The organism is Bacillus cereus group sp. BfR-BA-01309 (assembly GCF_022664315.1).
Classification (GTDB): domain Bacteria; phylum Bacillota; class Bacilli; order Bacillales; family Bacillaceae_G; genus Bacillus_A; species Bacillus_A mobilis.
This window is the reverse complement of record NZ_JAKUHE010000005.1, coordinates 216,924-237,162: the sequence shown is the minus strand read 5'-3', so window position 1 is coordinate 237,162 and position 20,239 is coordinate 216,924. Positions and strand designations below refer to the sequence as shown.

Genomic DNA, 20,239 nt, shown 5'->3' with positions numbered 1-20,239 from the left:
TATGAAGCAGATTTTGTTCATGGATACGACGCTACGTGATGGCGAACAATCACCAGGAGTGAATTTAAATGAACAAGAGAAATTGCAAATTGCAAGGCAATTAGAGAGACTGGGTATTCATGTCATGGAAGCTGGCTTTGCAGCAGCTTCCGAAGGGGATTTTCAATCGGTAAAACGCATCGCAAATACGATTCAAAATGCTACAGTTATGAGTTTAGCTAGAGCGAAAGAAAGTGATATTCGAAGAGCATATGAAGCGGTGAAAGGTGCTGTATCTCCCCGTCTACACGTATTTTTAGCTACGAGTGATATTCATATGAAGTATAAACTTTGTATGTCAAAGGAAGATGTGTTAGATAGTATTCATCGCTCGGTTACACTTGGGAAATCGTTATTTCCGACAGTACAATTTTCTGCAGAAGATGCGACAAGAACAGCAAGAGATTTTTTAGCTGAAGCAGTAGAAGTTGCGATTCGTGCAGGAGCAAATGTAATTAATATTCCAGATACAGTTGGATATACGAATCCAGAAGAGTATTATTCTCTTTTTAAATACTTACAAGAATCCGTTCCTTCATATGAAAAAGCAATTTTCTCTTGTCATTGTCACGATGATCTTGGGATGGCTGTAGCCAATTCATTAGCTGCGGTTGAAGGTGGAGCATTGCAAGTAGAAGGAACAATTAATGGAATTGGAGAAAGAGCAGGGAATGCGGCATTAGAAGAGGTCGCAGTTGCTCTTCATATTAGAAAAGATTTCTATAAAGCGGAGTCTTCTATGACGCTAAAAGAAATTAAAGCGACGAGTACATTAGTAAGCAGATTAACAGGTATGGTTGTACCGAAAAATAAAGCAATCGTTGGAGCGAATGCATTCGCTCATGAATCAGGAATTCATCAAGATGGTGTACTAAAAGAAGTGACAACGTATGAGATTATTGAACCAGAGCTAGTAGGCGAATCTCAAAACTTATTTGTACTGGGAAAACATTCTGGACGTCACGCGTTTACAGAAAAAATGAAAGAGCTTGGCTATGAATTTACAAAGGAAGAACGAGATGCGGTGTTTGAAGCGTTTAAAAAATTAGCTGATCGCAAGAAGGAAATTACGGAGGAAGATTTACGTGCACTTATGCTTGGTGAAGCAGCATTTGCGGCTCAGCAATATACTATTACGCAACTGCAAGTACATTTCGTATCAAATAGTACACAATGCGCGACAGTTGTATTAAAAGATGAAGAAGGAAATGTATACGAAGATGCAGCTACTGGCTCTGGTAGTATTGAAGCGATTTATAATGCAATTCAAAGAATTTTAGGATTAGAATGTGAATTGGCGGATTATCGCATACAATCTATTACACAAGGTCAAGACGCACTAGCTCATGTTCATGTTGAATTAAAAGAAGGAACGCATCAAGTATCAGGTTTTGGTGTTGCGCAAGACGTATTGGAAGCGTCGGCGAGAGCATATGTCCATGCGGCGGGGAAATTAAAATCTTTTATCCAGCTTGTGAAATAAGTGGTTGATAGGTGAGAGAAGCTTTCCTCACCTATCAAATTAAAGTTCTGAAAATTCAGTTAGAAGGAGTGTTGAAATTGGAAAAACGTATCGTTTGTTTAGCTGGTGATGGTGTTGGCCCGGAAGTTATGGAAAGTGCGAAGGAAGTATTGCATATGGTAGAGAGATTATATGGGCATCGTTTTCATTTGCAAGATGAGTATTTTGGTGGGAGTGCTATCGATTTAAATGGGCAACCATTACCACAACGAACGCTTGCCGCCTGTTTAGCAAGTGATGCAGTTTTACTCGGAGCAGTTGGTGGACCAAGGTGGGATAGTGCGAAAGAAAGACCAGAGAAAGGGTTATTAGCTTTAAGAAAAGGACTCGGCGTATTTGCGAATGTTCGCCCTGTAACGGTAGAAAGCGCAACGGCACATTTATCGCCATTAAAAAAGGTTGATGAAATTGATTTCGTTGTCGTTCGTGAATTAACAGGCGGGATTTATTTTTCTTATCCGAAAGAACGAACGGACGAAGTAGCAACCGATACACTTACGTATCATCGTCATGAAATTGAACGTATCGTTTCGTATGCTTTTCAATTAGCGAGCAAGCGGAAGAAGAAAGTAACATCGATTGATAAGGCGAATGTTTTAGAGTCTAGTAAACTATGGCGAACTGTGACAGAAGAAGTATCACTTTGTTATCCAGGCGTTGAACTAGAACATATTTTAGTAGATGCCGCTGCGATGGAATTAATTCGAAATCCAGGACGGTTTGATGTAATTGTAACGGAAAATTTATTTGGAGATATTTTGAGTGACGAGGCTTCTGTATTAGCTGGATCATTAGGGATGCTTCCATCAGCAAGTCACGCGGAAAAGGGACCTTCATTATACGAGCCAATTCACGGCTCAGCACCGGATATTGCCGGGAAAAATAAGGCGAATCCAATTGCAATGATGCGCTCTGTTGCAATGATGCTTGGGCAATCTTTCGGATTAACGAGAGAAGGGTGTGCAATTGAAGATGCAATTTCTGCAGTCCTTACATCAGGGAAATGTACAGCAGATATCGGGGGGACTGAAACGACAACTTCATTTACGAAGGCGGTTATGCAGGAAATGGAAGAGCAAGCGTTAGTAGGGAGAGGGAGATAATGGGGAAAAGGTTGCTAGATAAACTATGGGAAAGACATATAGTTACGACAAACGAAAATGGGTTGGATTTATTATATATCGATCTTCATCTTGTCCATGAAGTAACGTCACCGCAAGCCTTTGAAGGCTTGCGGCTTACAAATCGAACGGTCCGTAGACCAGATTTAACATTCGCAACGATGGATCATAATATTCCAACGAAAGATGTTTGGAATATTACCGATCGCATTGCGAAACAGCAACTAGATACACTTCGTGAAAATTGTAAACAATTTCAGGTACCGTTAGCGGATATTGGAGATGAAGAGCAAGGGATTGTTCATGTTATCGGACCAGAACTTGGGCTCACGCAGCCAGGAAAAACAATTGTTTGTGGTGATAGTCATACAGCAACACACGGTGCGTTTGGCGCGCTAGCATTTGGCATTGGTACGAGTGAAGTTGAACATGTATTGGCGACACAAACGTTATGGCAACGTAAGCCGAAAGCGATGGGCATTGAGTTAAAAGGGAAATTACAGAAAGGTGTTTACGCAAAAGATATTATTTTGCATCTCCTTTCGAAGTACGGTGTAGCAGTTGGAACCGGATACGTAATGGAGTTTTACGGAGAGACAATTGGAGCTATGGAGATGGAAGAGAGAATGACGCTTTGTAATATGGCAATTGAAGGAGGAGCGAAAGCTGGTATTATAGCACCAGATGAAAAAACATTTACTTATGTAAAAGGACGTCAATATGCACCGAAAGACTATGAAACTTTCGAGAAAAAATGGTCTGAACTGTATACAGATTCAGATGCGATTTATGATTTACATATTTCAATTGATGTGGCGGATTTAGCACCGTACGTTACGTGGGGAACAAACCCGAGTATGGGTGTTCGTATTGATGAAAAATTGCCAGAAAAGCATGATGCAAATGATGAAAGAGCATTTTCTTATATGGGATTAAGCCCAGGACAAAGTACGTATGACATTCCAGTTCAGCATGTTTTTATTGGATCTTGTACAAATTCCAGGCTCTCTGATTTAGAAATTGCTGCTTCTGTTGTGAAAGGGAGAAAGGTAAAAGAAGGTGTGAGAGCACTCGTTGTGCCTGGATCGAAAAGAGTAAGAGAAGCTGCGATGCAAAAAGGACTACATCACATCTTTGAAGAAGCAGGATTTGAATGGAGAGAGCCTGGATGTTCAATGTGTCTTGGAATGAATCCAGATCAAGTACCTGAAGGAGAACATTGTGCTTCCACTTCAAACCGCAATTTTGAAGGAAGACAAGGAAAAGGAGCGCGAACACATTTGGTTAGCCCAGCAATGGCGGCAGCAGCTGCGTTATATGGTCATTTTGTTGATACTAGAAAGGAGAGTTATGATGGAGCCATTTCGTATTCATAAAGGTACTGCCGCAGTACTGATGAATGATAACATTGATACAGATCAAATTATTCCGAAGCAATATTTAAAGAGAATTGAAAGGACGGGATTTGGAAAATATTTATTCGATGAATGGCGTTATGATAATAACCGCCATGAAAACCCTAATTTTCCACTTAATGCACAAGATAGAAAAGGAGCAAGTATATTAATTACAGGTGATAATTTTGGTTGTGGTTCTTCAAGAGAACATGCTCCGTGGGCGCTTGCTGATTATGGTTTCCGTGTTATTATCGCTGGCGGGTTTGCAGATATTTTTTATATGAATTGTATGAAAAATGGTATGTTACCAATTGTAATGGATAAAGAAATGCGCGAACAGCTTGCCAAAACGGATGCGAGAGAACAAATAGAAGTAGATTTAGAGAATGAAGTCATCACAACGAGTACGCACAAGTTTCATTTTACAATCGAGAAAATGTGGAAAGAGAAATTATTAAATGGTCTAGATGAAATTAGTATTACAATGCAATATGAACAAAAAATTGTAGAATATGAAAGGGAAGTAGCTTTATATTAAGAAATAACGGAATGTTTGAAATGTATTTACATTCAGAATTAAGTATTATATACTATGTAAAAAATCAGAGGAGAAAGGGAGTAAGTATTATGAATATCGTGCAACCTATTGAAATGCTTACACAACTACATCATCATACATAAAGCCCTTGAACCTAGCGTGAAAACGTGTAGGCACAAGGGTTATTCCCGTTGTACCTACACTCTACTAAAGAGCCTTGTAGGTATTTTGTCTACAAGGCTCTTTTTATTTTCGGTTTAGGTGAATGAAATAGGCATACATTAGAAAGGGAAAGGTGTGAGAAGTTAGATGACAAAATGGAAACGTGCAAATCCAAATGGAACGAGAGATTATTTATTCGAAGAATGTACGTTAATTGAAGACGTGGAGCAAAAATTAAGACGTACTTTTTTAGAGCGAGGTTATGAGGAAATAAGGACACCAACAATAGAATTTTATGATGTGTTTGCCTTTCAAAATAGACCGATAGATGAAGAAAAGATGTATAAATTTTTTGATGAAAAGGGACGGATTATCGTCTTGCGTCCAGATATGACAATTCCTTTAGCGAGAGTGATGGGAACGCAGAGGTGGGATACGCCGCTAAAACTGACGTATGGCGGGAATGTATTTCGGGCGAATGAGTCCCTTACTGGAAAATATAATGAAATTATACAAAGTGGTATTGAAATTATTGGGATTGATAATGTAAGAGCTGAAATTGAATGTGTCATAAGCGTCATTCAATCACTTCAAAAGGTGAAGGTGCAATCTTTTACAATAGAGATTGGGCAAGTGCAGTTATATAAATGTATTGTCAAAAAGCTCTCCATTCATGAGGAAGAAGAGAGAGTACTTAGAACATATATTGAAAGTAAAAATTATGCTGCTCTATCAAATTTTATTAGAGAAAAGAAATTAGATCGATGTGATGAAACAGTAAGATTACTTGAGAAATTACCAAGGTTATTTGGGAATTTAGAAGTAATTGAGGAAGCGGAAAAACTCGCCTCAAGTAATGAAATGAAAATGGCCATCGCAAGAGTGAAAGAAATATATGTAGCCATTGAAAAACTAGGCTATGGATCTTACATATCAATTGATTTAGGTATGATCCAACATCTAGATTACTATACAGGAGTTATTTTCAAAGGGTATATATATGAAATTGGAGAAGAAATTGTTAGTGGCGGAAGATATGATGAGTTAATTGGAAATTTTGGAGAAATGCTGCCGGCTGTTGGACTCGCGGTGCAAGTCAATCAAATTGTGAAGGCGCTGCAAGAGCAGCAAGAACCATATGAACGAAAGAGAATAGATATAATCATTCATTATGAGTTAAATAGATTAGCAGAAGCGGAAAGATTACGAAATTTACTTCAAAAGGACGGGAAAAAAGTAGAGCTATCCTTATTCTCTAATGTAAACGACACCTTTCAATTTGCAAGAAAAAATCAAATAGTAACGGTCGTTGAGGCGAAGAATGAATCATTATTGGAATATGTATGGAAAGAGAAATGGGTAGTCCAGAAAGAAGGAGAAACCTCATGCGTAACATTCAAATTGCGTTAACGAAAGGGAGATTAGAAAAGCATGTGATTCCACTCTTTGAGCAGATTGGAATTGATTGTTCAGAGCTTAAAAATAAAGGGCGAAAGCTTGTCTTTCAAAGTAAGAATACAGATATCTCATTTATTTTAGTGAAAGCAGTAGATGTTGCTACTTATGTAGAACATGGAGTAGCGGATATTGGGGTCGTTGGAAAAGATATTTTAATGGAAAATGAGAAAGATATTTATGAAATGTTGGATTTAGGAGTAGGCGTGTGTAAGTTTTGTGTAGCTTCTATTCCTACTTATAACCCGAAGAGCTACCGGAAGAAACGTATTGCAACGAAATATCCCCATATTACTTCTAACTATTTTCATGATAAAGGAGAGGATGTAGAAATTATTAAAATAGAAGGTTCTGTAGAAATCGCTCCTATTCTTGGATTGGCAGATGCAATTGTTGATATTGTTGAAACAGGAACAACATTACAAGAAAATGGACTCATTGTATTTGAGGAAATGTGTTCTATATCTGCGCGAATGATTGTAAATAAGGCTGCATTAAAAACTAAAAAAGACGAAATATTCAGTATTGTAAATATGATGGAGCAAGAAATTTTGTCAGGAAAATAGGGGGACTTGAAATGGAGATCGTTTGTGAAGATTTTCAAAAGGCATTATCGAAAATAAAATTGCTACGAGAAAACGCTAATATAATAGAAGAAACTGTTCAAAGAAGTGTAAGAGAGATCGTTCAAAATGTAAGGGAGAATAGGGATGAGGCCCTATCTTTTTATACAAACAAGTTTGATGGTGTAAAGATGAAAGAGTTTCGTGTAAGTGAAGAAGAAATAGAACGAGCGAGTATGTTCGTAGAAAATTCATTTTTAGAAGCGTTACAAAAGGCGAAGAAAAACATTATATCGTATCACGAAAAGCAAAAAAGGCAATCTATATTCGATTGCGAGAGTAAAGGCATCATTAGGGGACAAATCATTCGGCCATTAGAAAATGTAGGAGTATACGTGCCAGGCGGAACTGCTTCGTATCCTTCGTCAGTATTAATGAATGTATTACCAGCGAAACTCGCAGGTGTGAAAAAAATTGTAATGGTAACACCGCCGAGAGAAGGAGGAATTGATCCACATATTTTAGTTGCTGCAAGTCTTGCAGGGGTAGATGAAATTTATATGATAGGTGGTGCGCAAGCAATTGCTGCCTTAGCATACGGGACGGAATCGATTCCGAAAGTGGATAAAATAGTTGGACCAGGAAATTTGTACGTCGCTCTAGCGAAACGAGAAGTATATGGAATAGTAAATATCGATATGATTGCTGGACCGTCAGAAATTGTAGTTATCGCTGATGAAACCGGCAATGCAAAATATATTGCTGCTGATTTACTATCACAGGCAGAACATGATGAGAGAGCGACAGCAATTTGTATTACAACGAATATAGAGTTAGCAAAAGAAGTAGAAAAAGAGATAGAAAGACAGTTAGAAACATTACCAAGAAGCGAAATTGCACGTGAATCGATAAATAGAAATGGAGCCATTTGTATCGTTCCCTCTTTAGATGAGGCACTCCAATTATCGAATGAAATCGCCCCGGAACATTTAGAGTTACATATAAAAGAACCGATGAATGCACTAGCTTACGTGAAACATGCAGGATCTATCTTTCTTGGACCATATGCGCCGGAACCACTTGGCGATTATGTAGCAGGACCGAATCACGTGTTACCGACAAGTGGAACGGCAAGGTTTTTCTCACCGTTATCAGTTGATGATTTCGTGAAAAAATCAAGCTTTCTGTCTTATACAGAGGAAGCGTTAAGAGATGTACAACATCACATTGTAGAACTTGCGAATAAAGAAGGGTTACATGCGCATGCGAGAGCAATTCAAATAAGATTTGAGGAGGCGGAAGAATAATGCGTGAGTCTAGTCAAATACGTGAGACGACAGAAACAAAAATAAAATTAAGTTTGCAGCTTGATGAAGGAAAGGATGTTTCTGTACAAACGGGAGTTGGATTTTTTGATCATATGCTAACTTTATTTGCAAGGCATGGAAGATTCGGTTTGCAAGTGGAGGCGGAAGGCGATGTATTCGTTGATGCACATCATACAGTTGAAGATGTTGGAATTGTGCTCGGAAATTGTTTGAAAGAAGCATTGCAAAATAAAGAGGGGATTAACCGTTATGGCTCTGCTTATGTACCGATGGATGAATCTTTAGGTTTTGTCGCAATTGATATAAGCGGACGCTCGTATATTGTATTTCAAGGAGAATTAACAAATCCGAAGCTAGGGGATTTTGATACAGAACTAACAGAAGAATTCTTTAGAGCAGTTGCTCATGCTGCAAATATTACATTACATGCTCGCGTTTTATATGGAAGTAATACACATCACAAAGTTGAAGCATTATTTAAAGCATTTGGTCGAGCGCTTAGGGAAGCAGTTGATAAAAATACCAACATTACTGGTGTAAATTCAACGAAAGGGATGTTGTAATTGATTGCTATTATAGATTATGGAATGGGAAATATTCGTAGTGTAGAACAAGCATTAAAATATATTGGAGCAGAGTACATCGTAACGAGTGATAAAGAAGAAATTTTTAAAAGTGATGGAGTGATTTTACCAGGAGTAGGTGCATTTCCAAAAGCGATGGATGTATTGAAAGAAAAAGATTTAGTGTGTGTATTAAAAGAAGTCGGGCGTTCAGGAAAACCGCTTCTAGGCATTTGCTTAGGAATGCAGCTTTTATTTGAAAAAAGTGAAGAACTACAAGACTGTAACGGATTAAGTTTATTACCAGGTGTTATTCGAAAGCTAAAAGTCCCTTATAAAATTCCACATATGGGATGGAATGAGCTAAAGAAAGAGGGAGAAATAGCACTTTGGAATGGAGTAGAGGACGGTTCTTTCGTATATTATGTTCACTCTTATTATGCAGATTGTCCAAATGAAATTGTATATGGAATAAGTGAATATGGATTGAAAGTACCTGGTTTTGTAGCGAAAGGAAATATATACGGCGCACAGTTTCATCCTGAAAAAAGTGGTGACATTGGGATGAAAATGTTGAAAAATTTCAAAGGGGTGGTAGAAGCATGGAAATCTTCCCAGCTATCGATTTAAAAGAGGGACGATGCGTTAGACTGTATCAAGGAGAGTTTAGTAAAGAAACAGTAATGAATGAAGACCCGGTTGCGCAAGCGATTATATTCGAAAAATCAGGAGCGAAAACACTGCACATTGTTGATTTAGATGGTGCAATTGCTGGGGAGTCAGTAAATTTGCTCGTTATTGAAAGGATTTGCAAGGCAGTACGTATTCCAGTGCAAGTTGGAGGCGGAATTCGTTCACTTGTAGCGGTAGAAAAGTTATTGTCAGTAGGTGTAGATAAAGTGATTTTAGGAACAACCGCTCTTTATGATAAGGCGTTTTTAGAGGAAGCAGTTCGTCTATATAAAGAAAAAATCATTGTTGGAATCGATGCGAAAAATGGTTTCGTAGCAACGAGGGGCTGGCTTGATGTGTCTGAAATTTCTTACATTGATTTAGCGAAGCAAATGGAGAATGTAGGTGTTCAAACGATTGTGTTTACAGACATTTCGAAAGACGGAACACTTGCAGGGCCAAATGTAGAGCAATTGGAGTTACTACAAAAAAGTGTTGCTATTCGTCTTATTGCTTCTGGAGGAGTGGCATCTATTCAAGATGTGAAAAAATTAAATGATATGAATATATATGGCGTCATAATTGGTAAGGCTCTTTACGAGAAAACGATTAATTTAGAAGAAGTGTTAGAGGTAACAAAGTTATGTTAGCGAAACGTATTATTCCATGTCTAGATGTGAAAGAAGGGCGAGTCGTAAAAGGTGTAAATTTTATAGGATTACAAGACGTCGGTGACCCGGTTGAAATAGCTGCTTTATATAATGATGCGGGAGCAGATGAAATTGTATTTTTAGATATTACGGCAACGCATGAAGGACGAAAAACAATTATCGATGTTGTAGAACAAACAGCTTCGAAAGTATTTATTCCTCTTACAGTTGGCGGGGGGATTTCAAGTGTTAAAGATATGTACAATTTACTAAGAGCGGGAGCAGATAAAGTTTCAATTAACTCAGCGGCAGTGCGAAATCCAAAGCTAATCAAAGAAGGGGCAGAACACTTTGGTTCACAATGTATTGTCGTCGCAATTGATGCTAGAAAAATAGCGGAAGATAAGTGGAATGTATATGTGAACGGCGGAAGAGTTGATACGGGAATGGATGCAATCGGGTGGGCAAAGCGCGTTACCGAGCTAGGGGCAGGCGAAATTTTGTTAACGAGTATGGATGCAGATGGAACGAAAAATGGATATGACCTTCGTTTAACAGAAGAAATTTCAAAAAGCGTTTCCGTACCAGTCATCGCGTCAGGCGGGTGCGGTCATGTTGATCACATTATAGAAGTTTTTCAAAAGACAACAGTTGATGCAGCGTTAGCGGCATCCATCTTTCATTACGGTGAGGCGACAATGCAAGATGTAAAGAGAAAATTAAGAAATGCAAACGTTGAGGTGCGGTTATGAAACCAAACTTTGCAAAAGGATTACTACCAGCAGTTGTAATGGAAGAGGGTACAAACGAGGTTTTAATGCTAGCTTATATGAATGAAGAAGCATATGAAAAAACGCTAGAAACGAAAAGAACATGGTTTTATTCTCGTTCAAGAAGGTCGTTATGGAATAAAGGAGAAACATCAGGAAATGTCCAATATGTGCAATCTCTGTATCTAGATTGTGATCAAGATTCAATCGTTGTTGTCGTAAAGCAAGTGGGACCTGCTTGTCATACGGGAGAGAAAACGTGTTTTCATTACAAAATTATATAGGGGGATACATATGGGAAACGCCTTTACATTACTATTTGAAACAATTGAAGAACGAAAGAGAAATTCACTTCCTGAATCGTATACAAATTACTTGTTTTCAAAAGGAGAAGATAAAATTTTAAAGAAAATTGGTGAAGAATGCACGGAAGTAATTATCGCATCTAAAAATAATGATAAAGAAGAATTGGTGAAGGAAATGGTGGATGTATTGTATCACTGCTTCGTTTTATTAGCCGAAAAAAATATATCATTAGAAGATGTTATGGAGGAAGTGACAGAAAGAAATGGGAAGCTTTCGCGAGTAGGGGACAGAAGAGACATAGATACATTATAAGGGGGAATATAGATGAAGGTGGATTATCACATTCATTTAGAAGAAGGGCCATATTCAATAGGGTGGCTAGCTAAAATAAACGAATCATTGCAACAGTATGAACCGCTTAAAGAAGAAAAACATTCCATGGAATGGCTTGTGAAAACACAAGAACGCCTGCAAAAACGTGTGAAAGAAGGGCCATTTACAACGAAATGGATTGATTTATATTTAGAAGAAGCTTTGCGAAAAGGTATAAAGGAAGTTGGTATTGTCGATCATTTATACCGTTTTTATGAAGCGGAAGAATACTATGAAAGATATGTCGATATTAGCGATTCTAAGCTTGGTCATTTACAGAAGGAATGGCTAGACCAAGTAAGGGTAGTGTCACTACATGATTTTACAAAGGCAATAGAAGAAGCGAAAGAACGATGGAGTAAACGAGGCGTGATGCTTAAAGTTGGAATTGAAGCGGATTATTTTATTGGTGGTGAACAAGAATTACAATCTTTACTAGCATTAGGAGACTTTGATTATGTAATTGGTTCTGTCCATTTTTTAAATGGCTGGGGATTTGATAATCCAGATACGAAAGAATATTTTAAGGAGCATGACTTATATGCTTTATATGATACGTTTTTCAAAACGGTTGAGTGTGCAGTTCGCTCTCAGTTATTTGATATAATAGCTCATCTTGATAACATTAAGGTATTTAATTATCGGTTAGATGAGAATGAACAACTTTCGTATTATAAGGACATTGCGCGTGCATTAGTAGAAACAAATACGGCAACGGAAATAAATGCAGGATTGTACTATCGATATCCTGTGCGCGAAATGTGTCCGAGTCCGCTATATTTACAAGTACTAGCTAAGCATGGGGTTCCGATTACTCTCTCCTCAGATGCTCATTATCCGCATGACTTAGGAAAATATGTGGAAGAGAATATAAAGACGTTACGCAGTCATGATATTTCACACTTAGCTACCTTTACGAAACGAGTAAGAACGATGAGATTACTGGAAGAAGAAGTATCCATTTCAAAATAATCATGATTTTTTGATGAAAACCCTCCTTTTTGTTCAAAATAAGAAAGAATAAAAAGGAGGGTAAGAAATGGCGAAACAACAAAATAAACAAAATGTACAAAGTGCACAGCAACAAGCGTATACTTCTGAAACGAATGATACATCTCAATCCGTTATCGAGGAACAAATTAGTGATACAGTTGCAGAAGGAACGATCGATGTGAAGCTTGGAAAAGAATCGCAAGAAAAAGCGTAAGAAGAGGGGAGACGTGCATCTCCTCTTTTTTTATGGAAAAGTGTCGATTTTCAAAACTATAATCAAATTCCTTGGTTTTTATATGTGGATTTCTTACAATGAAAGATAAGAGGTATCTTATTTTCTATAGAAGAGGTGTTAGTAGTGGCGAAAATATTAGTAGCAGGAAAAATTCCAGCAATCGGATTAGAACTATTAAAGGATCATGATGTAGAAATGTACGATAAAGAGGCTTTAATTTCTTTAGATGAATTAACAGAGCGTGCAAAAGATAAAGATGCATTGTTAAGCCTACTTTCTACAAAGGTGACAAAAGAAGTGATCGATGCAGCACCTAATTTGAAAATTATTGCAAACTACGGTGCTGGTTACGATAATATTGATTACTCGTATGCCGGAGAAAAAGGGATTGCGGTAACGAATACACCGAAAGTATCAACTGAAGCGACAGCAGAATTAACATTTGCACTTCTTTTAGCAGCTGCACGTAGAATTCCGGAAGGTGATACGCTATGTCGTACAACTGGATTTAACGGATGGGCACCATTATTTTTCTTAGGCCGTGAAGTACATGGGAAAACAATTGGAATTATTGGCCTTGGAGAAATCGGAAAGGCAGTTGCAAAGCGTGCGAAAGCGTTTGGAATGAATGTTTTATATACAGGGCCAAATCGAAAACCTGAAGCTGAAAGTGAACCGGAAGCAACATATGTACCATTGGAAGAATTATTACAAACAGCAGACTTTATTACAATTAACTGTGCGTATAATCCGAAATTGCATCATATGATTGATGAAGAACAGTTTAAAATGATGAAGAAAACAGCGTATATTGTAAATGCTTCACGTGGACCAATTATGCATGAAGCGGCACTTGCTCATGCATTAAAAACGAATGAAATTGAAGGGGCGGCTCTTGACGTATTTGAATTTGAACCGAAAATTACTGAAGAGCTAAAAGGATTAAAGAATGTAGTACTTGCTCCTCACGTAGGAAATGCAACATTCGAAACGCGTGATGCGATGGCTGAAATGGCAGTAAGAAATATTTTAGCCGTATTAAAAGGTGAAGAGCCTGTAACACCTGTAAATCAAAAAGCAGTAGTTACAAAATAAAAAGAAACCTTCCGAAATCGGAAGGTTTCTTATTTTTCTTTATTTGCTCTTTTAGATGGTCTTTGTCTAAGAAATTGAGATAGCATATACAAAATATATAGTGGAATAGCAATGAATAAGAAAACAGAAAAGTTACCGATCCCTGTTTGGTACATTGTGATAATGCTTCCAACTAAAAATAGTGTAATAATGATGCTATATCGTGGAAGTGGTACATCTTTTAAACTTGGGATACGAATGCGGCTCACCATTAAAAATGCGAACGTTACAAAGACTGTAATAAGAACGATTTTTGGAATGATATGTGAAAATAATGTTAAGAAAGCAACAAGCCCTCCCGCTGCTGTAATCGGTACCCCAGTGAAATATTTCATTGAAGTAGAAGATGGTGTTACATTAAATCGTGCTAAACGATATGCTCCGAAAAGAGGGAATAGTCCCGCTATGTATAGTCCGATGATTCCGTAATTGGAGAAAGATGTGTAATACATAAGAACAGCAGGTGCTGCACCAAATGTCACGACATCCGCAAGTGAGTCAAGCTCTTTTCCCATTTGTGAATCAACGCGTAATAAACGAGCAACACGCCCATCAAGACTATCTAACATCATCCCGATAAGTACTAAAATAGCAGCTGATTTATAATATCCTAAAGATGCATAGCCGATTGACAAGAATCCACTATATAAATTTCCGAGCGTAAATAAGTTTGGAATAGCTGCTCTATACAAAATCTGATCCCTTGCTTTCTGTAATAAATTCTTAATTAGTGTATGAAATTTTACTTATTTTATCATACCATAAATTTCTTCCTCATACGAAAGAAATTCCCAATTTGTGAAAGATTTCATAGAAGAATGATTTGAAAAATAAGTAAAAAAAGAAGCAACTTTTATAAAGTTGCTTCTAGTACTACTCAAATTTCGTTGTCATTGTTCCAGTTTTATAACGATTGTTAGGATCGAAACGTAATAAATCTCCATAAATGAGTTTATCGGAGAGTTTCAATTCAGTTTTTGCTTTTTCAATATTTGGTTGGCATAATGAAATGTCAGCTTCTTCACCTGTATTTCGTTTATAGCACATGTTTTTTGTATACACATACTCTTCCGAAACGAAGCTACCATCACGCATTACCATAAGTGGATCTTTTTCTTTAATAAATAAGTCAGTTCCAAATTCAACGGATTGATTTGTTTTAATACCAAGTAAATGAAGTAGCGTTGGTTTAATATCAATTTGACCAGATACTTTAGAAATGACTTTTCCTTCTTGACCAGGTACATGAATAATGAGAGGGACGCGTTGTAATTGCATAGAATCAAACGGTGTAATAGCGTCTTTCCCAAGGAATTGGGCCATAGCTGCATTATGGTTTTCTGAAATGCCATAATGATCTCCATAAATGACAATAACAGAATTATCATACAGTCCTTCTTCTTTTAACTGTTTAATAAATAATTTAAGAGCTTCATCCGTGTAACGAACGGTTGGGAAGTAGCGGTTTACAACACCACTTTCCGAATTAAACTCATCAACATATTGATCTTCTGGATTTAGAAGAAATGGAAAATGGTTTGTTAAAGTAATAAATTTTGTATAGAACGGTTGTGGTAAAGATTTTAGCTTTGGAATCGATTGTTCAAAGAACTCTTTATCTTTTAATCCCCAGCCGACAGACATTTGTTCTGTGCCTGCGTAATCATTTAAATTAAAGTAACGATCATATCCAAGTGCAGGATACATTACATCACGATTCCAAAACGTTTTATCGTTTGAATGGAAGACAGCAGAAGAATATCCGTATTTCTTTAATTGCTCTGGTGTAGCTGTATATTCATTTGTTGCGTGAGTAAAGAATACAGAACCGCGGTCTAACGGATAAAGTGAATTTTCAACGATAAATTCAGCATCAGAAGTTTTACCTTGTCCCGTTTGATGATAGAAGTTATCGAAATAAAAACTATCTTTAATAAATTCATTTAAAAATGGAGTAATTTCTTTTCCATTTATTTTTTTATTAATAACAAAACTTTGTGTAGATTCCATGGAAATCAAAATAACATTTTTACCTTTTGCAGCTCCAAATAAGTTTTTATCAACTTGCTTATCTTTTGAGTCTGTATAGTTTTTAATTTCAGAGAACCCATCTCCACTTGCAAATACACGTTCAGCTGAAGATTTAGATTGAAGTGTAATATCAAATAGATGATATGTGTATAAACCTAAATTTTTCACGACTGTTTGACGATCAAATGAGCGTGAGAACATTTGTGGTTTATAAATAACGGAAACAACAATTTGTAGTGCTAATAAAGCTGTTACACCGCTAAAGAAAGTTCGCTTCTCAGAGCGTGAAAGCGGCGTCTTGTCACAAAATGCCGGGAATTTACGTGAAAGAAACATTAAAATAATCGCATCTGCAAATAAAAGTAATGTTTTGTACGTAAAGAGTTCTTTTATACTCGTCCCTAAATCAGCCATATTATTTGTTTGGAATAAAACTGGGAATGTAACGAAATCGTTATAAAACCCATAAAACATTGCATTTCCAAATAAAATAAAGGACAGTATAAAACTGATTCCAACTATAATGCGGTTTCGGTGTTTAGATGCAAATAAAGCAAAACCGAAAAATAAAAGTAATGCAGCTAGTGGATTAATAAAAAGCATAAATTCTTCAAAGAAATTATCGATTTTAATATCAAATGCTAGCTTGTACACAATATATGTTTTTATCCATAATAAAACGACTGCAACGAGTGCAAATCGCAGTTTTGGAAACAGACGTTGTAGCATAATATACTCCTCTCCTAAAAAGCATGACCGTTCTTGTGAGCTGGTTTGATTAGCACCTCATTTTATATATACGAACAGTCCTTTATTATTATGTTTATTATACTATGAGTATCATTATACGAAAATAAAAGAGAGTTGTGGGCTTTTTTATAATAATTGAGTAGAAAAAGGGCAGTAGGAGACAATAAAACGGAGTTTCTATGTATGATTATTATCGTGTGCAGAAAGAATCGTGTAACAATACGGAGGTTATCATGCGAAAATTATTATATTTTATAGTATGCAGTAGTGTTATACTTTTTGCTTCACCAAGTGTGTCGGTAGCCCAATATGATGCACCTCTTATGGAAGATGCCCTTTATTCTGTTTTGTTTCCGAAAATAAATAAAGCAATTGAAAAACAATATGGGAGCTTAAAGCCATATCAATGTCCTAAAATTATTAGTTTAAAAAAAGTGTATAGCGGTACATATTTATTTCAAGCGGTTATTGAAGTGACGAAATATGAACAGGTTGGTGGGAAAATTGTCCCGCCATTTGAAAAAGTAACAATTACTTTTAATAACGAAGAAGGCGAATGGGAAGTGACAAAGATTTTAGTAAAGCGCTTACCAAATGATACGAAATTAAACTGTAAAAAAACAATATAAAAAATTGTTTGACAAATAAAATGGTCCTTTGGTATTGTTAATAGCAACAATTAGATGTTTGAAAATTAAATAGACTTACCTCATCTACTCTCAAAGGTAGAGGCCGCAATAGGAAAGAGTAAGCTATGGGAGATTTAATGGAATCTGTGATCATAGGTTGAAAGGGACTATTGCCGAAATATAAGAATAACCATCTTATTCATATATTGGGACTACATTGAATAAATGTAGTACTGTCATAAGATTTCTTTTATGGAGAGCTATTTGGAGATGTTGATGCGGTTTCTTATTTTGAGAAGATAACAACTCGTTTATTTTTTCAATATATATTTTTCCTAATAAGAAACGCGTGTGAACATTGTTCCGCGCGTTTTTTGTCTATCTAAAAGCGTGCTGCAATGAATAGAAGATTGGGGTTATGAGTTTTAGAGGAAATAAGGGAGGAATTCAAATGTATTTACACGGCACAAGCCGAATCAATGGGCAAGGACACTTAGAAATTGGAGGGTGCGATACGACGCAGCTAGCAAAACAATACGGAACACCACTTTATGTATACGATGAAGAGTCTATTCGAGGAAAGTGCCGCGCGTTTCATCGTGCTTTTAAAGAAAGTGGGTTCTCTTATCAAGTAGCATATGCAAGCAAGGCGTTCTTGTGCATGGAGATGTGCCGAGTAGCTCGTGAAGAGAATATGTCATTAGATGTTGTTTCTGGGGGGGAATTATATACTGCGCTTCAAGCGGGATTCCCAGCATCGCGTATTCATTTTCACGGCAATAATAAAACAGAAGAAGAGATTGTGATGGCACTTCAGGCGAATATTGGTTGTTTTGTTGTCGATAATTTCTTAGAGTTAGAAATTTTGCATGATTTAGCAGTGCGACATGGGAAATTTGTGAACATATTAATCCGTGTAACGCCTGGAGTAGAGGCGCACACACATGAATATATTACAACAGGTCAAGATGATTCGAAATTTGGGTTTGGAGTTTCAAATGGTCAAGCGATGCAAGCAATTGAGCTTGCTTTACAAAAATCAAATTATGATGTGTTAGGAATTCATTCACATATCGGATCGCAAATATTTGAAACGGCTGGATTTGTTCGAGCGATTGAAGTTCTTCATCAATTTTTAGAAGAAGTGAGAGAGAGCGCGAACTATGTAGTAAAAGTATTAAATGTGGGCGGAGGATTCGGAATACGCTACACAGAGTCAGATACACCATTAACTCTTGAGACATATGTGCGAGCTGTAACAAGTGCAGTGAGGGAACAGTTTACAGTATGTAATTATCCCTTGCCGGAAATATGGGTTGAACCAGGCCGTAGTATTGTAGGTGATGCTGGAACGACAATTTATACAGTTGGATCTGTGAAAGATATTCCTGGTATTCGGAAATATGTATCAGTGGATGGTGGAATGACTGATAATTTAAGACCTGCTTTATATAACGCTCGTTATGAAGCGATGTTAGCGAATCGAGGAAATGATGAGAATGAGGAAGTCGTTTCGATTGCTGGGAAGTGTTGTGAGAGTGGAGATATGTTAATTTGGGATATTACTCTACCGAAAGTTGCTTCTGCCGATTTATTAGCAATTTCTTGTACAGGGGCATACGGGTACTCGATGGCGAATAATTATAATCGGATTCGTAGACCAGCTGTCGTCTTCGCGAAAGGCGGTACATCACAAATTGTTGTAGAGCGCGAAACATATGAAAATATTATTGGGAACGATCGCATACGTATTAAAGAACTTGTGTAAATGGGGAAAAGGAGTTGTTCGGATGGGCAATTCCTTTTTTATAAAAATAAAATAAATAAAATATATCGGAAAACTAGGATTGAAAAAAATCAGAATTGTGATAAAATACAAATACAAAGCTTATCAAGAGAAGCGGAGGGAACTGGCCCGAAGAAGCTCGGCAACCTGCTTATAGAAAGCAAGGTGCTAAATCCAGCAAAATGGAATCCATTTTGAAAGATAAGGTAAAATATATTACCGAACAGTCTTTTCGAAATGGGAAAGATTTTTTTTATGAATAAAAAGGGGGGCTGTTCGCGTGAGCGTACGGGAACATTTTGAGGAAGTGTCTGAGAAAATTGAAGCGATGCTTGCTGATATGAAATATGGTTCAATTACAATTGTTGTGCAAGATGGAAAAGTCATTCAATTAGAGAAAAGTGAAAAGGTACGTTTAAAGTAAAAAGCGCTGACTAGAAAAACTAGAGGCGGTTTTAACCTATTTTGATTAGGTTAAAACCGTCTTTTTGCTTTTACAGGGGGAAAAAACATGTTGACGTATGAAACGTGGGAAGAAAATAATGTTTCATTTTCAGAAGAAGATGAAACAAAAGGCGCGCTATCTGTTTTAAGTTGGGCTTATAAAGAATATGAAAGTGAAATTGTATACGCATGTAGCTTTGGAGTAGAAGGGATGGTATTACTGCATCTTATAAACCAAGTAAATCCATCTGCTAAAGTTGTATTTTTAGATACAAATGTTCATTTTCGAGAAACGTATGAATTAATTCAAAAAGTGCGGGAACGATTTCCTTTATTAAATATTATAGAAAAACAACCGGAACTTACACTTGATGAACAAGCGAAGTTGCATGGTGAGAAATTATGGGAAAGTAATCCGAACCTTTGTTGTAAGATTAGGAAAATTTTACCGTTAGAAAAATCGTTAGCAGCGGAAAAAGCGTGGATATCGGGCTTAAGGAGGGAACAATCAGAAACACGTAAGCATACAAAGTTTATAAATCAAGATCATCGTTTTCAATCGATTAAAGTTTGTCCACTCATTCATTGGACGTGGAAAGAAGTATGGCGATATGTATACAAACATAGCTTGCCGTATAACCCGCTGCATGATATTGGGTATCCAAGTATTGGGTGTGAGAAGTGTACGTTACCTGTAGGTGAGGGTGGCGACTCGAGAGATGGTAGATGGTCTGGGAAAGTGAAAACAGAATGTGGTCTTCATTACCAATAAGATGAAT

General features: G+C 37.0%; 22 protein-coding genes and 2 riboswitches. Of the genes, 20 read left to right on the top strand and 2 right to left on the bottom strand.

The genetic code is table 11. From position 1 onward, the window contains the following. The first annotated feature begins 1 nt into the window (after position 1). The 16 genes from leuA (at position 2) to MR115_RS12140 (ending at position 13,781) form a co-directional block, all read left to right on the top strand. Positions 2–1,522 carry a 2-isopropylmalate synthase gene (gene leuA / locus MR115_RS12215; RefSeq protein ID WP_097843832.1) on the top strand — a complete coding sequence of 507 codons (1,521 nt, stop codon included), beginning with the start codon at positions 2–4 and terminating at the stop codon, positions 1,520–1,522. Positions 1,523–1,599: 77 nt separating this feature from the next. Continuing rightward, positions 1,600–2,664 (top strand): 3-isopropylmalate dehydrogenase, encoded by a 1,065-nt coding sequence (leuB, locus tag MR115_RS12210; protein ID WP_242241454.1) that lies wholly within the window; start codon positions 1,600–1,602, stop codon positions 2,662–2,664. Then, a complete protein-coding gene (gene leuC / locus MR115_RS12205) occupies positions 2,664–4,058 on the top strand; it encodes a 3-isopropylmalate dehydratase large subunit (RefSeq protein WP_061678660.1) in 1,395 nt (464 codons plus the stop codon). The genes leuB and leuC overlap by 1 nt, the downstream gene beginning before the upstream one ends. Beyond that, positions 4,036–4,617, top strand: a complete 582-nt coding sequence (leuD, locus tag MR115_RS12200; RefSeq protein WP_063261937.1) for a 3-isopropylmalate dehydratase small subunit — start codon at positions 4,036–4,038, stop codon at positions 4,615–4,617. Before leuC ends, leuD begins: the two co-directional genes overlap by 23 nt. 309 nt (positions 4,618–4,926) lie before the next feature. Then, positions 4,927–6,189, top strand: coding sequence for an ATP phosphoribosyltransferase regulatory subunit (gene hisZ / locus MR115_RS12195; RefSeq protein WP_242241452.1), 1,263 nt, complete (start codon positions 4,927–4,929; stop codon positions 6,187–6,189). Next, positions 6,165–6,800 (top strand): ATP phosphoribosyltransferase, encoded by a 636-nt coding sequence (hisG, locus tag MR115_RS12190; protein WP_001244477.1) that lies wholly within the window; start codon positions 6,165–6,167, stop codon positions 6,798–6,800. The genes hisZ and hisG overlap by 25 nt, the downstream gene beginning before the upstream one ends. Positions 6,801–6,811: 11 nt before the next feature. Then, a complete protein-coding gene (gene hisD / locus MR115_RS12185; RefSeq protein WP_242241450.1) occupies positions 6,812–8,104 on the top strand; it encodes a histidinol dehydrogenase in 1,293 nt (430 codons plus the stop codon). Continuing rightward, positions 8,104–8,688: an imidazoleglycerol-phosphate dehydratase HisB gene (gene hisB / locus MR115_RS12180; RefSeq protein WP_063261941.1), complete on the top strand. Its 585-nt coding sequence runs from the start codon at positions 8,104–8,106 to the stop codon at positions 8,686–8,688. The genes hisD and hisB overlap by 1 nt, the downstream gene beginning before the upstream one ends. After that, on the top strand, positions 8,689–9,318 hold the full coding sequence (hisH, locus tag MR115_RS12175) for an imidazole glycerol phosphate synthase subunit HisH (RefSeq protein ID WP_242241448.1): 630 nt from the start codon (positions 8,689–8,691) through the stop codon (positions 9,316–9,318). It abuts the gene before it with no gap. Next, a complete protein-coding gene (hisA, locus tag MR115_RS12170) occupies positions 9,291–10,010 on the top strand; it encodes a 1-(5-phosphoribosyl)-5-[(5-phosphoribosylamino)methylideneamino]imidazole-4-carboxamide isomerase (RefSeq protein WP_242241446.1) in 720 nt (239 codons plus the stop codon). The genes hisH and hisA overlap by 28 nt, the downstream gene beginning before the upstream one ends. Then, positions 10,004–10,762, top strand: coding sequence for an imidazoleglycerol phosphate synthase cyclase subunit (hisF, locus tag MR115_RS12165; RefSeq protein ID WP_242241445.1), 759 nt, complete (start codon positions 10,004–10,006; stop codon positions 10,760–10,762). Before hisA ends, hisF begins: the two co-directional genes overlap by 7 nt. After that, positions 10,759–11,064, top strand: coding sequence for a phosphoribosyl-AMP cyclohydrolase (gene hisI / locus MR115_RS12160; RefSeq protein ID WP_000803954.1), 306 nt, complete (start codon positions 10,759–10,761; stop codon positions 11,062–11,064). Before hisF ends, hisI begins: the two co-directional genes overlap by 4 nt. 10 nt (positions 11,065–11,074) lie before the next feature. Then, entirely contained in the window at positions 11,075–11,398 is a 324-nt protein-coding gene (hisE, locus tag MR115_RS12155) for a phosphoribosyl-ATP diphosphatase (RefSeq protein WP_242241441.1), read from the top strand. Between the two features lie 12 nt (positions 11,399–11,410). Then, complete coding sequence (locus MR115_RS12150) at positions 11,411–12,430, top strand: histidinol phosphate phosphatase domain-containing protein (protein WP_242241439.1); 1,020 nt, start codon at positions 11,411–11,413, stop codon at positions 12,428–12,430. Positions 12,431–12,497: 67 nt separating this feature from the next. Next, the gene (locus MR115_RS12145; protein WP_242241437.1) at positions 12,498–12,665 is read left to right on the top strand and encodes a DUF4025 domain-containing protein; all 168 of its coding nucleotides are present in this window, start codon (positions 12,498–12,500) and stop codon (positions 12,663–12,665) included. 144 nt (positions 12,666–12,809) lie between these two features. Next, positions 12,810–13,781, top strand: a complete 972-nt coding sequence (locus MR115_RS12140; RefSeq protein WP_242241436.1) for an NAD(P)-dependent oxidoreductase — start codon at positions 12,810–12,812, stop codon at positions 13,779–13,781. Between the two features lie 29 nt (positions 13,782–13,810). Here MR115_RS12140 and pssA read toward each other — a convergent pair whose 3' ends face one another. Next, positions 13,811–14,512, bottom strand: a complete 702-nt coding sequence (gene pssA / locus MR115_RS12135) for a CDP-diacylglycerol--serine O-phosphatidyltransferase (protein WP_000285414.1) — start codon at positions 14,510–14,512, stop codon at positions 13,811–13,813. A gap of 181 nt (positions 14,513–14,693) precedes the next feature. Next, entirely contained in the window at positions 14,694–16,580 is a 1,887-nt protein-coding gene (locus MR115_RS12130; RefSeq protein WP_242241434.1) for an LTA synthase family protein, read from the bottom strand. Positions 16,581–16,834: 254 nt separating this feature from the next. Between MR115_RS12130 and MR115_RS12125 the strand changes: the two genes are divergently transcribed. The 4 genes from MR115_RS12125 (at position 16,835) to MR115_RS12110 (ending at position 20,232) form a co-directional block, all read left to right on the top strand. Beyond that, on the top strand, positions 16,835–17,230 hold the full coding sequence (locus tag MR115_RS12125; protein ID WP_001228835.1) for a DUF3888 domain-containing protein: 396 nt from the start codon (positions 16,835–16,837) through the stop codon (positions 17,228–17,230). 89 nt (positions 17,231–17,319) lie between these two features. Beyond that, positions 17,320–17,501, top strand: a riboswitch (Lysine riboswitch). Positions 17,502–17,681: 180 nt separating this feature from the next. Then, entirely contained in the window at positions 17,682–18,998 is a 1,317-nt protein-coding gene (lysA, locus tag MR115_RS12120; RefSeq protein WP_242241432.1) for a diaminopimelate decarboxylase, read from the top strand. Between the two features lie 117 nt (positions 18,999–19,115). Next, a riboswitch (SAM riboswitch) is annotated at positions 19,116–19,224 on the top strand. A 72-nt stretch (positions 19,225–19,296) separates the two neighbouring features. Continuing rightward, the gene (locus tag MR115_RS12115) at positions 19,297–19,440 is read left to right on the top strand and encodes a YezD family protein (RefSeq protein WP_000116161.1); all 144 of its coding nucleotides are present in this window, start codon (positions 19,297–19,299) and stop codon (positions 19,438–19,440) included. Positions 19,441–19,527: 87 nt separating this feature from the next. Further along, entirely contained in the window at positions 19,528–20,232 is a 705-nt protein-coding gene (locus MR115_RS12110; protein ID WP_061678643.1) for a phosphoadenylyl-sulfate reductase, read from the top strand. The last annotated feature ends 7 nt before the right edge of the window (positions 20,233–20,239 follow it).

Excerpts from the sequence above, each read along its gene's own strand:
- leuA (WP_097843832.1), top strand. The coding sequence starts at position 2 with ATGAAGCAGATTTTGTTCATGGATACGACGCTACGTGATGGCGAACAA.
- leuC (WP_061678660.1), top strand. The coding sequence starts at position 2,664 with ATGGGGAAAAGGTTGCTAGATAAACTATGGGAAAGACATATAGTTACG.
- leuD (WP_063261937.1), top strand. The coding sequence starts at position 4,036 with ATGGAGCCATTTCGTATTCATAAAGGTACTGCCGCAGTACTGATGAAT.
- hisZ (WP_242241452.1), top strand. The coding sequence starts at position 4,927 with ATGACAAAATGGAAACGTGCAAATCCAAATGGAACGAGAGATTATTTA.
- hisG (WP_001244477.1), top strand. The coding sequence starts at position 6,165 with ATGCGTAACATTCAAATTGCGTTAACGAAAGGGAGATTAGAAAAGCAT.
- hisD (WP_242241450.1), top strand. The coding sequence starts at position 6,812 with ATGGAGATCGTTTGTGAAGATTTTCAAAAGGCATTATCGAAAATAAAA.
- hisB (WP_063261941.1), top strand. The coding sequence starts at position 8,104 with ATGCGTGAGTCTAGTCAAATACGTGAGACGACAGAAACAAAAATAAAA.
- hisA (WP_242241446.1), top strand. The coding sequence starts at position 9,291 with ATGGAAATCTTCCCAGCTATCGATTTAAAAGAGGGACGATGCGTTAGA.
- hisF (WP_242241445.1), top strand. The coding sequence starts at position 10,004 with ATGTTAGCGAAACGTATTATTCCATGTCTAGATGTGAAAGAAGGGCGA.
- hisI (WP_000803954.1), top strand. The coding sequence starts at position 10,759 with ATGAAACCAAACTTTGCAAAAGGATTACTACCAGCAGTTGTAATGGAA.
- hisE (WP_242241441.1), top strand. The coding sequence starts at position 11,075 with ATGGGAAACGCCTTTACATTACTATTTGAAACAATTGAAGAACGAAAG.
- MR115_RS12150 (WP_242241439.1), top strand. The coding sequence starts at position 11,411 with ATGAAGGTGGATTATCACATTCATTTAGAAGAAGGGCCATATTCAATA.
- MR115_RS12145 (WP_242241437.1), top strand. The coding sequence starts at position 12,498 with ATGGCGAAACAACAAAATAAACAAAATGTACAAAGTGCACAGCAACAA.
- MR115_RS12130 (WP_242241434.1), bottom strand. The coding sequence starts at position 16,580 with ATGCTACAACGTCTGTTTCCAAAACTGCGATTTGCACTCGTTGCAGTC.
- MR115_RS12125 (WP_001228835.1), top strand. The coding sequence starts at position 16,835 with ATGCGAAAATTATTATATTTTATAGTATGCAGTAGTGTTATACTTTTT.
- lysA (WP_242241432.1), top strand. The coding sequence starts at position 17,682 with ATGTATTTACACGGCACAAGCCGAATCAATGGGCAAGGACACTTAGAA.
- MR115_RS12110 (WP_061678643.1), top strand. The coding sequence starts at position 19,528 with ATGTTGACGTATGAAACGTGGGAAGAAAATAATGTTTCATTTTCAGAA.